General features: G+C 30.0%; 13 protein-coding genes, 1 pseudogene and 1 riboswitch. Of the genes and pseudogenes, 12 read left to right on the forward strand and 2 right to left on the reverse strand.

Annotated elements, in window-relative coordinates; all coding sequences use genetic code 11:
* Positions 1-227 precede the first annotated feature (227 nt).
* Both PKN74_RS00720 and PKN74_RS00725 read left to right on the forward strand, forming a co-directional pair.
* Complete coding sequence (locus PKN74_RS00720; RefSeq protein ID WP_472307569.1) at positions 228-353, forward strand: hypothetical protein; 126 nt, start codon at positions 228-230, stop codon at positions 351-353.
* An 18-nt stretch (positions 354-371) separates the two neighbouring features.
* A pseudogene (locus PKN74_RS00725) lies at positions 372-1460 on the forward strand (putative DNA modification/repair radical SAM protein); the annotation flags it as partial.
* Positions 1461-1468: 8 nt separating this feature from the next.
* Here PKN74_RS00725 and PKN74_RS00730 read toward each other — a convergent pair.
* Positions 1469-2245, reverse strand: coding sequence for a DUF1175 domain-containing protein (locus PKN74_RS00730; protein WP_472307571.1), 777 nt, complete (start codon positions 2243-2245; stop codon positions 1469-1471).
* A gap of 112 nt (positions 2246-2357) precedes the next feature.
* Positions 2358-2465, forward strand: a riboswitch (TPP riboswitch).
* A 109-nt stretch (positions 2466-2574) separates the two neighbouring features.
* Between PKN74_RS00730 and PKN74_RS00735 the strand changes: the two genes are divergently transcribed.
* Together PKN74_RS00735 and PKN74_RS00740 are read left to right on the forward strand one after the other, a co-directional pair.
* Positions 2575-3549 (forward strand): thiamine ABC transporter substrate-binding protein, encoded by a 975-nt coding sequence (locus PKN74_RS00735; RefSeq protein WP_472307573.1) that lies wholly within the window; start codon positions 2575-2577, stop codon positions 3547-3549.
* Complete coding sequence (locus tag PKN74_RS00740) at positions 3528-5102, forward strand: ABC transporter permease (protein ID WP_472307575.1); 1575 nt, start codon at positions 3528-3530, stop codon at positions 5100-5102. The genes PKN74_RS00735 and PKN74_RS00740 overlap by 22 nt, the downstream gene beginning before the upstream one ends.
* 18 nt (positions 5103-5120) lie before the next feature.
* Here the strand turns inward: PKN74_RS00740 and PKN74_RS00745 are convergent, their stop codons facing one another.
* Positions 5121-5828 (reverse strand): hypothetical protein, encoded by a 708-nt coding sequence (locus tag PKN74_RS00745; RefSeq protein ID WP_472307577.1) that lies wholly within the window; start codon positions 5826-5828, stop codon positions 5121-5123.
* Between the two features lie 307 nt (positions 5829-6135).
* On the opposite strand from PKN74_RS00745, the gene PKN74_RS00750 reads away from it, so the two are divergent.
* The 8 genes from PKN74_RS00750 to PKN74_RS00785 all read left to right on the forward strand — a co-directional run bounded on the left by PKN74_RS00750 (position 6136) and on the right by PKN74_RS00785 (position 13771).
* Positions 6136-7041, forward strand: coding sequence for a hypothetical protein (locus PKN74_RS00750; RefSeq protein WP_472307579.1), 906 nt, complete (start codon positions 6136-6138; stop codon positions 7039-7041).
* A gap of 162 nt (positions 7042-7203) precedes the next feature.
* A complete protein-coding gene (locus PKN74_RS00755; protein WP_472307581.1) occupies positions 7204-7977 on the forward strand; it encodes an alpha/beta hydrolase in 774 nt (257 codons plus the stop codon).
* Entirely contained in the window at positions 7962-8684 is a 723-nt protein-coding gene (locus PKN74_RS00760) for a lactate/malate family dehydrogenase (RefSeq protein WP_472307583.1), read from the forward strand. Before PKN74_RS00755 ends, PKN74_RS00760 begins: the two co-directional genes overlap by 16 nt.
* Before the next feature lie 213 nt (positions 8685-8897).
* Entirely contained in the window at positions 8898-9311 is a 414-nt protein-coding gene (locus PKN74_RS00765) for a hypothetical protein (RefSeq protein WP_472307585.1), read from the forward strand.
* A 49-nt stretch (positions 9312-9360) separates the two neighbouring features.
* Positions 9361-10110 (forward strand): ABC transporter ATP-binding protein, encoded by a 750-nt coding sequence (locus PKN74_RS00770; protein ID WP_472307587.1) that lies wholly within the window; start codon positions 9361-9363, stop codon positions 10108-10110.
* Between the two features lie 64 nt (positions 10111-10174).
* On the forward strand, positions 10175-10894 hold the full coding sequence (locus PKN74_RS00775; RefSeq protein WP_045087023.1) for an ABC transporter ATP-binding protein: 720 nt from the start codon (positions 10175-10177) through the stop codon (positions 10892-10894).
* Positions 10894-12156, forward strand: coding sequence for an ABC transporter permease (locus PKN74_RS00780; protein ID WP_472307589.1), 1263 nt, complete (start codon positions 10894-10896; stop codon positions 12154-12156). The genes PKN74_RS00775 and PKN74_RS00780 overlap by 1 nt, the downstream gene beginning before the upstream one ends.
* Before the next feature lie 19 nt (positions 12157-12175).
* Entirely contained in the window at positions 12176-13771 is a 1596-nt protein-coding gene (locus tag PKN74_RS00785; protein WP_472307591.1) for a hypothetical protein, read from the forward strand.

Consider the following 13771-nt stretch of genomic DNA (forward strand, 5'->3'; position numbering starts at 1 on the left):
ACGAATAATATATAATTCAATTTTATATTTAAAAAGCCTTTAATTATGATCCAATTAATAGTTCTCATATTCCAATGATTGAACCAATGGTTGTAAAATATATCTAAAGAAAAAATTATAAACTAATTCTAATATAAAATGCCTTGAAATTCTAGGACAAAATGTTATAATTTGGATAAGAGGTATACAAACAAATAAACGTAAGATTTTGAAAGGTGATGGAAATTATGGATTTAAAAGACAAGTTTAAAATATTGTCTTCTTCTGCAAAATTTGATGTTGCTAGTGAACCTTCAATAAGCACCACCTTAATGAATTTAGAGAAAAATAATACTCCAGGAGGTATTTACTAAAGTAGAGCATCAAACGGAGGATGTGCACCGTTATTAAAAGTTTTATTTTCTAACTCATGTATTTATGATTGTGCATATTGCATAAATAGAAGAAGCAACAATATTCCAAGAGCAACTTTTAAAATGGAAGAGTTAATAAGTTTAACCTTGAATCTATACAAAAGAAAGTTAATTAGAGGTCTCTTTTTAAGTTCAGCTGTTTTTGGTTCACCAAATACGACTATGACAATGCTTTATTTAACTGCTAAGAAATTAAGAGAAGAACATAATTTTCCTGGGTACATTCACCTCAAGATCATTCCTGGAGCTGATTTAGAGATAATCAGGAAAGCCGGATTCTATGCTGATAGGATGAGCGTTAATTTAGAATTACCTTCTGAAAAAAGTCTAACTTATTTAGCTCCTGACAAAAATAAAAGTTCTATTTTAACTCCAATGAATTATGTGGGAAAAAAATATCAAGAATCGAAAGAACAAAAAAACAAATACAAAAATAGTCCTATTTTTATTCCTGGTGGTCAATCAACTCAGCTAGTTATAGGAGCTTCTCCTGAGAGCGATTTTCACATAATAAAACTTGTGGAAAAGCTATATTCAAATTTTCATTTGACTAGAGTTTACTACTCTGCTTTTCAGAGAGTAAACGAAGATCCTCGTTTGCCAAATATTACAAATCCCCCTTTACTAAGAGAACATCGACTTTATCAAGCCGATTGGCTGATAAGATGTTATGGATTTTCTTCAAGTGACATTTTGAATGAAGAGGAAAAATTTTTAGATGAAGAATTGGATCCAAAAACCAAATGGGCACTGAGAAATTATCATATGTTTCCAATTGAAATAAATACAGCCCCTTATGAACTTTTAATAAAAGTTCCTGGAATAGGGCTCAAATCGGCAAAGAAGATCGTAACTTCAAGAAAAAAATCTTCTCTGAACTTTGATAATCTTAAAAATATAGGTGTGGTTTTAAAAAGGGCTAAGTATTTTATAACTTGCAACGGTAAATACTATGGAAAAATATATAATAATCCAGAGATTGTAAAAAAATTAATTACTTCTAAAAAACAAACCAACTCTCTGCAGTTGTCACTTTTTGATAATTAAATTTTTTGTTAATAATTTAATATTTTAAATCTATAAACTCCCATAAAATTTTTATTCTCTGGAACAGCCATCCAAGTAGGATCTGCTTTGTACAAATTTTTTGTTTTCACGACTCGAAATTCACCTTTATTAAATACATCAATTGGACCCGTATGATAAATTGAATACTGTTCAAAACTTACAGGATCTTCAAAATACACCATTACGTGGTAAGGAAATTGTGGGTCTTCTGGGTGAAAAAATACTAAAATATCTCCGCTTTCGGCTACTTCAATATTTTTAGACAAGAAATCCATGTTCATTTCTACAAGAACTCTTGCAGAAGCATAATTAGAGAAACTGTCAGGAGTAATGCTCTTTCTATCAACTTTAAAAATATTTGTCCCGTAGAAAGGAATATCTGGATAGTTATATTTTTGAACATCTTCTTTAACGACTCCTCTAAAACCTGTGGCCTTTATCCAGATTTGATCATGTTTTTTTAAAGATTCTTTGTAGGCAAATCTGATTAGTCCTGCACAATCCTCATAATTTTCAGGCAATGTTATATATCCATTAATAATATTCAAAATTATACTGTTAAACCAATAGCTGAATGAATGACTATCCTTTGTATCTAATTCTAAAAAATCGGGATAGTTATTTCCGTTAACATCCTCAATTCTTATTAATTGATTCGATTTTTCTATGGGGTTACTTTTTCCCTCTTTTGGTAAAAATAATAGAATAATAATTATACTGATTAAACTCAAAAAAATACATGTGAAAATAAAAATTTTTCGCATAAGCAATCACCTTTTATATTATACATTAATTTTTATTTATATGCTGAGCGATAAACTATATTTGTTCTTTTCTCTGTTTATGTGATATAATTTTTATAAGAAAATTTAAAAATTAAATTGCCGGGGGAGCTTGAAGGCTGAGAGGATGTGCTAATTTAACACATCGACCCCAGAACCTGATCCAGGTAATACTGGCGTAGGAAGGCTTAGTTGAGTATTCTAACTTAATTTAACCTAAAATAAAGTGTTCCTGCTTTCTTCATTACCTGGAGAAAAGCAGGCTTTTTATTTTTAATTGTCAATTTCATTAATTAAAAGAGGTGGTTTTGATGAAAAAAGGCACTGTAATAGTTGTTTCCATTTTACTTCTTTCTATAGCTTTTTCCAATGAACTAGTAGTGTATGTATACGAAAGTTTAAGCTGGATTGAGCAAGGAACCGTCCAAAAATTTGAAGAACTGAACAATTGTAAAGTAAAAGTGGTGAAATTGGGGGATGCTGGGAATGTTCTTAGTAGATTGATTCTTGAAAAAAGGAATCCAAGAGCCGATGTGGTTATAGGTTTAGATCAAGCTTTAACCTTAAGGGCTAAAGAAGAAAACCTCTTGATACCCTATAAACCTAGAAATATAGAAAAAATTAAAGATCCGAAACTCATTATGGATCAAGATTTTTATGTAGTCCCTTATGATTATGGAGCTATTGCTATAATCTATGATCCAGAAAAAATTAAAGATGAATTAGTCTCTTTCGAAGACTTAACAAATTATAAAAAAGCATTATTGATAGAAGATCCTAGAACATCAAGCCCGGGGCAAGCTTTTTTATTGTGGACAATAGCAGTCTACGAAAATAATTGGAAAGATTTTTGGAAAAGATTAGCGCCTGCTATCCTATCAATTACTCCAAGCTGGGATGACGCATTTTCTCTATTTGAGTTAGGCCATGCACCAATGATGGTTAGCTATGCTACAGACAACGCTTATACTCAATATTATTACGGAACAAGCAAAAACAAAGTTTTCATTCCATCTGAAGGAGCTTATGTACAAATCGAAGGAGCAGGAATAGTAAACGGAACGAAACATTTAGAGCTATCGCAAAAATTCTTAGAGTTCCTACTCACAGAAGATTTTCAAAAAGAAGTCCCTTTAAATCAATGGATGTTTCCTGTAACTGATATTGAGTTACCAGAAGTTTACCAATACGCAGTAATACCAGAGAAAATTCTCACTATTCCCGCAGAAGAAATTTCAAAAAATTTAGATACTTGGCTCAAAGAATGGGAGAAATTAATTTTTTAGCGATGAAAAAGCCTCGAAGAAATAGTTTATTTGCGATAATTTTTCTACTATTGCTACTTTTTCCTTTTTTGATTTTATTTAAAGATTTTTTTCATCCTAAAGATTTAATAAATATAATGAATCCGCAAACATTGCGGATTCTTGGTTTTACTTTTTATCAATCTCTTTTATCAACAGCTATTTCTTTTTTAATAACTCTCTTACCTAGCTATTTTGCAGCTCAAAATAAAGGAATCACAGCTAAATTCCTTGAAAATTCAATTTTTATTCCTTTCTTTTTTCCACCTGTCTCTGCAGTTATAGCTTTTTCTTTATTGTACTCTCAAATAGGATTGTTGGCTAAAATTGGGATAAATATTAATATAATGTTCACATTTACAGCCATCATAGTTGCTCACGTTTTTTATAACTCACCAATTTTTATTAAGTACATTTCAGAAGGATTAAGAAGAATTCCAGAGAGCTTAAAAGAGTCGGCTTATGTAGAGGGAGCGGGAAAAGTTAAGACATTTTTTTATATAGAACTCCCGTTGATTCTACCTTCTATATCAAGGGCCTTTTTTCTGGTGTTTGCTTACAATTTCACAAGTTTTGCAATAGTTCTAAATTTGGGTGGCATTAAATATTCAACTTTGGAAGTTGCAATTGCAACTACATTGAGAGGAACTTTAGATTTTTCTAAAGCACTATCTTATGCCCTTATTCAATTCGTTATTCTTACATTAATAAACATTTTTATGTCAAAGTTTGAACCTCATATTTTTGAATACTATGAATCTGAATATAGCATCCATAAAAAAACTGGAAAAATAAGCTTTATATTTTCTATTATTTATCTTATTTTTGAGTATTCTTTGGTTTTAATAGGTATTGCTTCATCTTTTTTTAATTTTATAACTATGAAATTTGACTTAAAAGGTTTTATTAATCTTTTTTCAAAAGATTTAAACATTCGGTTTCCTGTAATTCAGTCTATTTTTAACTCTTTTCTCGTTTCAGCTATTACAGGGATGCTTGCAATAATAGCTGCTTATCTTTTATTAAAAAAATGCAATAAAATAGTTAATATAGTTATTATGTCGACATTTGGAATTTCTTCCGCGTTTTTGGGTATGGCTTTGTTGTATCTAAACATTTTATACAATATTCCTTTTTTTATTTTAATAATTTTTGGCTATTTTTTAATAAGTGTACCTCTTGCATATTCCTTCTTATTCCAGCCAATCTTAAGTTTCGATGAGAAAATAATAGAAGCAGCTAAAGTAGACGGAGCTAATAAACTTAAAATTTTTACAAAAATCGAATTGCCTTTATTATTTTCAGCGTTTCTAAGTTCATTTTTACAAATTTTTGCAATAATATACGGAGAATTCACTATTAGTTATACGATGCAGATAAGAGATTATTTTCCTCTAGCAAGTATAGTAAATTATTCTCTTTCTTCCTCTAGATTCTACCAGGAAGCGACAGCTTTCAGTGGACTAAATGTAATTATTATATTCATTACTTTTTACTTAAGCACCTTATTAAGCAATAAAAATATATATGATTAATCTATTACTGATCGCTAACTACTCAATTATTGCGATAGAAAATTCACTAATCAAGTAAGCTTTCATCATATAATATTTATCAGCTTCTTCCTTTGTTAGGATACTTTCAAAATATTCTTCCAAAGAAATCCCAAAAGTATTTTTTAGCTTAACCACCATGTTAAACTCTCGAATTTCCTCAATTTCAAAATGTTTTTCAAGCCCAGTATATTTTAAATATGCTTCTATAACTGTTTTAATATAAGAATACAGCCCATCCTTGAGAGGTAAGAACTTAAAAAAATTATTTCTCAACAAATTCGCTAATTTCATTGCTCCAACTTTTTTTATCGATAATAGCTCATAAATATTGTTGTATTTTAAATTGACATACATACCCAAAAATCTACCTTTCAAACTGCCTTTTATTTCGCTCCCACTATCTTTCAAAAGATCACTACTAATGGTTAAAGCAAATGGAAACATTGTTATTGTTTCTAAAAAATTTTCTAAATTAACCTCTAAATCTTCTATGCTATAATCAAGCTGTGCATCAACTTCTGGTTTAACTGTTATTTCTGCTTCTTTAAACTTAAAAGAAGCTAACCTCAAAACATTAACTATCTCTTCTGCTTCAGAAGAGTCAGCTTCTTTCAAAAAATCTAAATTAAAGTTTTGCAGTTCGGGATACTGCTCATACATCTTGTTTAAAAAGTCTTTAAATTCTTTGTCTCCAAAATCTTCCATATAAATTCCTCCATTAATATTTCATAGAAGAAATATTATAACATCTGCGTGACTAACCGCCTTCAAATATATTATAGCACATTGATAATTTTTAATTCTAATACTATAAATTTTTGTAAATATTAATAATTCATCAGTATAATATATTTTAATAATATATTTTAGCGAGTTTATGGGATTATTATTAGCAAAAAGAGTGTTTATCGTAAAGTTTTGTAGTATAATAAAAAGGACTTAGATTTTAGAAAAATTGACCTTTGCAAAACGTATTTTGTGAAAACATTACCAAAATAAGGAGGAGAAAAATATGATAATAGTTAGGCCTTTCTTACTTTTACTGGGATTCATTTTTCAATACATACCCTTTTTACAATTTTTAGGTGTGATTATTCTCTTCTTTACTTACTATGCATTAATAAGAAACCGGAACACCCATATCAAGATAATGAAACAGGTATATGAAGCTAACAATTGGCAATTTCCTGACATAAAGGAAGAAGTCGCCAATTTTTGGTTTATAATGTACATCATATCAATTGTTGTAATATCGCTTTTTTATTCTTTATTAGCAAGAGAGCTAATAAATATACCTTTTGAGGAATGGCAGACTATCTCTATTCCTAACTGGTATTTCTATGTTTTCTTTGGTTTTTTTGTTTTAAGCTGGGTATCCTACGCTACTATGATTAACAGGATAGTTAAAGATCAATGGCAACTTCAAGAATCAGAAATTTCTCATAATCTAGTAAAAAACCGTTTTATAAAATTAAGAAACGGGAATACAGCTATGCTCCTTAGAATTATTACTTTGGATATATATGAATGGTTGCTGCTCTTTTTCTTGATAAGAGAAACTACTATGCATTACATTGAAGATGGTACTGCCAGTGGTAAATATCCAATCCCCGTTCCATCGGGAAATTTTGGTAAAATAGAAACCGAGCCAATTCAAAGTGATAAGCTTAAAGAAAAAGAATTAGACCAACCCAAAATGAAACCTTTTAAAGAAAAAAAAGAAGAGAACCTAAATGAAATATATAATGATTTAATAAAAAAAATACAAGGAATGGATGATAAAGAAAAATATAGTACGATTTTTGCAGAAGTAACTATTATTAAAAATAAAGAAATCGCAAAACAAATACTTAATAAATTACTTACTGAAGAATATATTACTCAAGAAGAATATAACAAATTAATTGAATTTATATAAAATAACTTTTTTGCAAATATAAAAAATCGAATTTTTAATTTATAGCATTAAAGAGATGCTCAAATGAAAAGAAGCATATATAAGATTTGAATATTATTTTTTCAGAAATTATCTCATTAAAGCTATTTTTCTAAACTAAATTTTGAAAGAAAGGGATGAGAATTGAGTTTTTTTGAAAAAATACCCGAAAGTACAAATGTTTCACCTATCTCTAAAGAACTTTATCTAAAAGGTGAGCTAAAAGAGTCTGTTTTATTATTGCATGGATATACTGGCTCTCCACACGACATGTACTATTTAGGAAACGAGCTAAATAAAGCTGGATTCACAATATACATACCTCGCCTTCCTGGACATGGAACCAATACACAGGATTTTTTGAACTCTAATTGGCGAGATTGGCTAAGAAAATCATTGGACGCTTACTTGAATTTAAAATCCTACTATGAAAAAGTATATGTGTTAGGATTATCAATGGGGGGAGTTTTGACTGCGCTAATTGCTGAAAAATTTCAGCCCGAAAAGATTGTTTTAGCTGCGCCTGCATTTATTGCTACTGACTGGAGAATTAAGTTGACACCTTTCTTTAAATATTTCATTAAGAAGGTACCCAAAAATAATCCTGCTGTTTTTGAAGATGAAAGATTAAACTATCTTGCTCAACAGTATTGGAATTATGATTGGCCCTCGAAAGCAGCAGATCTTTACAAACTTCAAAAATTATCTCTAAAAAATCTCTCAAAGATCACTTCTGATACCTTCGTAATACTTTCCAAAAAGGATGACGCAGTGCCTTTTAATGTCAAAGATCTAATTGAAAATAACATTAAATCGAAGAAAACTTTCTTGATTCTCGAAAAAAGCGGACATGTCGTTGTTAATGATATAGAAAGAGAAAAAGTTGCACAAGAAACTGTGAAATGGTTAAGAAGCTAGTAATAATTACTGCAGGTGCAGCTCAAAAGCCTGGTGAAACAAGACTAGACCTGGTTTTGAAGAACGCTAAAATAATTAAAGAAATATCTGAAAATATCAAAAAATATTCTCCAAATAGTATTATTATAAATATTACCAATCCAGTTGACGTTATGAGTTATGTTGTTTGGAAAACAACAGGTTTTGAATCTAACAGAGTAATTGGAACCGGTACTATATTAGATACCGCTAGACTAAGAGCAATAATCGGTTACAATTGTGGTATTTCACCTATGAGCATTCATGCCTATATAATAGGTGAACATGGAGATTCTGAATTAGCAGTATGGAGTTCGGCTATGATTGGTGGAGTCCCTATTACAAAGTTTTGTGAAAATTGTCCTTTTGAGCAGCGATGTAACTTGCAATTAGAAGAAATATTTGTAGAGGTCAAAAATTCAGCGTATAAGATAATAGAAAAAAAAGGAGCTACTAACTATGGCATCGCATCTGCCACTACGGCTCTTGTAGAAACTATAATAAAAAATGAAGGAAGGGTATATACTCCATCGGTATTAGTAGACGATGTTTATATTGGATACCCCGCTATAATAAATAAAGATGGAATAGAACGAATCGTTAATATTTCATTGAATAAAGAAGAAAATAACAAATTTGAGGAATCGAAGAATATTATTAAAGAATACATAGATAAAATTTATCTATAATTAATTAAAATTAATCAAAACTTTTTATTGAAATTATTTATACCGATAGCGCTTTCAAACGCTGCTCATTATTCCATCAGAGCATGGCAGTTAAATCATTGTTAAATTAATATGGAGTTTGAAGAAAGCACTTATTTTTTTGTTTTATTAAGGTGTATAATTGACCAAAAGTTATTAAAGTGAAACAAATAATTTTTGAGGTGAGTGATGTTTATGAAAAAGGCGAAAGTACCTTTAAAGATGTTTCTAACCATCGTTTTCGTTTCTTTTTTTATGTTCACTGGATGTGAACAACAAGGTAAAATTAGTATTGGTATGGCAGGTAGTAAAACACCTTTTCGAATTTCATATCATTTCACTCTGTTTTCGGGACAAAAAGATGGAACAGTTAGAGTTAAAACTGAGCAAAAAATAATTATTGAATACAAAGTTGAAATCAATGACGGTATTTTATATATCGGTATTCAAAGTCCCTCCCATGAAATTATATGGGAATCTATTTTCGACGGTGATCAATCAGAAACCAATACTGTTGAAATAGATGCTGTTGAAAAAGGAACATACAACATTATTATAAAAGGACAAGAAGCTAAAGGAAGTTTTGATGTCTCTTGGAAAACAGAATAACTTTGCGTAAATAAAATGAGTTAAAAAACTATTAAAGGGGGTTAAAGAATTGATAAAAGCAATTAATCTTACTAAAAAGTTTAAAGATTTTACGGCAGTTGATTCAATCAACTTACTTGTTAAACCAGGTGAAATTTATGGATTTCTAGGACCAAACGGTGCAGGAAAAACTACTACTATACGTATGCTCACTGGCACTCTAAAACCAACCTCTGGAGAGGTTCTAATAATGGATAAAAGCTATAAAGATTATGAATTAGAAATAAAAAGAAACATAGGTGTCGTTCCTGATGAACCTAAAATGTATGAGAACCTTAAGGGTAGCGAATTTATTGAATTTATTATAAGTGTTTATAAACTAGATTCCAAAGAAGTCTACAACAGGTTTGAAGAAATTTGTGAAGCCTTCAATATAGACTACATAAACAATTTTATAGGAGATTATTCACATGGTATGAAACAAAAATTAATGGTTGCATCAGTTTTAATGAGGAAACCAAAAGTAATTTTTTTAGACGAACCAACGGTAGGTTTAGACGCAAAAGCTACCAGAATACTTAAAGAAATACTACATAAATATAAAGAAGATGGTTGCTGTATCTTTTTCACTACTCACATTTTAGAAATAGCTGAAAAGATGTGCGATAGGATAGGAATAATAGACCACGGAAGGATAATTGCAGAAGGTACACTTGAAGAACTACGTGCTCTATCAAAAACAGGTAGCACAAGTTTAGAAGATATATTCTTAGAACTAACTGGCGGAGAAGAAATAATGGATATCATCAAAGATCTATAAAAACAATAATCGAATTTACCTTAAATTACATCCATAAAAAGGGAAATAAATAAGGGGGAAACTAATGATAGCTCTAGAAGTGTCTAACTTGGTAAAAAAATACGGGGATTTTGAGGCAATAAAAAATATCTCTTTTGAAGTGCGTCAAGGTGAAATTTTTGGATTGATAGGCCCCAATGGTGCAGGAAAAACCACAACTTTAAGAACAATCTCAACTTTAATTCAAATCACCTCGGGATATATAAAAGTTTATGGTTATGACGTAAAAAAAGAAGGATCTCATGTAAGAAAAATTATTAGTTATTTACCGGAGGATGCAGGTGCCTATAGAAATTTAACTGGAAAAGAATATTTGGAGTTTGTTGCTAAATTTTTCACCAAAGACAAAAATAGTTTAAAAAAGATGACAGATAAAGGTATTGAAATTGCAAATCTTAATGAAAGAATAAATGCAAAAATTGATACCTATAGCAAAGGAATGATGAGAAAACTATTAATCGCTAGAGCTATGATGACAGAACCTAAATTAGCAATTTTAGATGAACCTTCTTCAGGGTTAGATGTTATTAATGCACGTGAAGTCAGAAAAATAATTAAAGAAAGCGTTAATAACGGAAAAGCTGTTTTACTATCTTCGCACAATATGTTAGAAGTAGAATATATGTGTGACAGAATTGCTCTAATAAACTCAGGAAAAATCGTTGAAGTTGGAACTCCAAAAGAATTAAAAGAAAAATACCAAGCCCCAAATATTGAAGATGTGTTTATCGAGGTGATTAAATAATGTTTTTTAACATGTTTAAGAAAGAATTAAAAGAAGTTTTGACGATCGGTTCAATTATTTCAATAGCTGCTATGTCATTCGTTTTTGCTATGATCGGTCAAAGTGTTGGAAATATAGAAGAAAAGCTTGAAGTTAAACCGGCTATTGGCTTAATTAATAATGACAATGGTATATTTGGTATAATCTCAACACAAATTTTACAGGAAACTTCTGATATTATTTACAATGGTTCTGACAAAAGTGCTGGTTTACAAGAGGTAATTGCTGAAAAGGGAATTGCCTTGATTGAAATTCCTTCTGATTTCTCTGACTCCATTTATAACAACGAACAGGGTAAACTCAACATCAATTGGGTTGTTCAAGGAGTTGGTCCTTTTGATGGTATTTCGTCAGATGTATTAGATTATGTTTTAAATGCTGTTGAAAAAGAAATATCTAAGATCATAATTACACAAGAACTAGATTTAGATCCTAATTTAATCTTAAATCCTTTAACAACATCCCAAACTACGTTCTTGAAAGAAAAAGAATTTAGAGGACTATCTCCTAATGAACTCATCAATACTTTTAGCACACAGTCTTATCTCATACCAACACTAATTATGATGATTATTATGATGTCAGGATCATCTATTATTTCTTCAATGGGATTAGAAAAAGAAAACAAAACCTTAGAAACTTTGTTAACTCTACCCGTAAAGAGAAATTATATAATCTTAAGTAAAATAATTGCAAGTACAATAAGTGGACTAATTCTTGCAGCTATTTACATGGTTGGAATGACTTATTACATGAAGTCTTTTTCTTTTTCCGGTGTGGTAGATTTACAAGCATATAATTTAACCCTTAATATCTATGATTACACACTTATGGGACTCTCTGTTTTCATGTCACTTTTAGCAGGATTATCACTATGTTTGGCGTTAGGTTCTTTTGCCAAAGATTACAAGAGTGCCCAATCTTTGCTCTTTCCAGTAACTGTATTGGCAATCTTTTCTATGCTTATGACAATGTTTATGGATTTTTCAACAATGCCTACTTTTATCAAAATTTTCATTTTTATTATTCCTTTCTCACACCCGATGATGGCTATGAAATCTTTGATGTTAAAAGAATACGCTCTTGTCCTATCTGGTATTATTTATTCTAGTATCTTCGCTGCAATAATGATAATAATCACTATATTAATATTTAACAGTGACAGGCTATTAGTTGGGAAATTTCAGAAAAATAAAAAACGCACTAAAAATCTTGTTTCATAATAGGGGGTAAAAGTAAAAAATGAAGGATTTAATGCTTCTTCTCAAATTTTCATACAAAAACAAAGCACGACCCAAACGAAATAGAAAAGGTCAGATTGTTCGACCAAGTGTAGCTTCGATATTATTAGGGTATTTTTTAGTACCAGTAATTTTTATCGTTGCTATTGTACCTACAATGATTTTTTCATTAAAAAGTGTTGACCTTAACATTCCTTTATCTCAACTAGGAATGAACTTTAATTGTACCTTGCTAGATCTTTTATTAGCTCCAGCTTTTCTAATGTCCTCAGCGCTTTTTATCCTGCAGTTTGCCCCACTAATAATCACATCGTTATATGATAATGATATGATAACTCTACTTTTATCCATGCCCATAAAAAGATCTACAATCTTTTTTTCTGCATCAATTGATAGTTTTATTATGTCAGGAATGGCTGGCTCAGCTGTCTTTTCAATGATCATCCTATATCTAGTTACAGAAGGAGCAAATATATTTTTTGCCATCTTATCAGCAATTGGTTTCTTATTGTTTTTATTTTCAATTTCCCTGTTAGTTGGATTAATAATGTCATTTTTTGTTGGAAAGACTTCAGCAAAACGCCTAAGTCAATTGATGTATTTTATTGTAATAATACTTATTGTGCTTGTTCCACAAATTTTACCGCAAAAAATGAGCTCCAATCCAGAAGATATTTTGGAAATGTTTGGAAACAGCATCAAAATTTTCATGTCTCCTATTTGGCCTCACACACAATTTATGCAGTCTTCAAGAGGAAATGTTTTTTCTTTGATATTCATTTATGTAATTTCTGTGTTAGTCTTTTATCTTATTTATAAATTTTCAAGTAACCTGGATTTCTCAACTTCAAGAAAGAAATCAAAAGTCAATAAAATAGAAAAGTTTAAGACTAGCAGGCAGCCTCTTCTCAAAAAAGAAATAAAGTTATTATTTAGAAATTCTCAGTTAATATTTATGATGCTTTATCCGTTAATATTTCCGATATTTTTTTCTTTTGCTGGCATTAATAATTTAAGCTACCTGGCAATGTTGTTTATGATAATTGCAGCTAATTATACCTCACTAATTACTTCTATGATGCTTGCAGAAGAAATAAAAATATGGCCTGTTCCTAAACTGTTTCCTTACTCAACAAAAACCATGGTTAATTCAAAAGTTTTGGTATCTTCTAGTATCTTTTCCATTGAGTTTTTGGCTATCTCTCTTGTTTACTTTTTTATTTTTGGATTTAATATATTTGAACTAATTCTAATTATTCCAACAATAATTTTACTTTACTATTCTTCACTGATTGGTGCCAGATATTTTCTTTCAGATCCACACAGAGACGTTTCTCAAACCAACAAAGTTTTTAAAGGAAAAGAAATTTTAATAATTGAAAGTATTACCATGGGATATGCAGTCGCTATTTTTGGTTTACTTCTCTTTTACGATATTATGGTAAAAGAAGGTCTTATGTGGATTTTTAAAGAAATGGGAATGTTTTTAACCTCTTTGATTATTTTAGGAACTGTGACAGCTTTGGTGTTGATTATTATTTTTTCTATTAGAAAAGAAATTAAAAAAATTGATAGATATATAGAACAAATGGAGTAA

This window comes from Defluviitoga sp. (assembly GCF_035349255.1).
In the GTDB taxonomy this organism is placed as follows: Bacteria; Thermotogota; Thermotogae; order Petrotogales; family Petrotogaceae; genus Defluviitoga.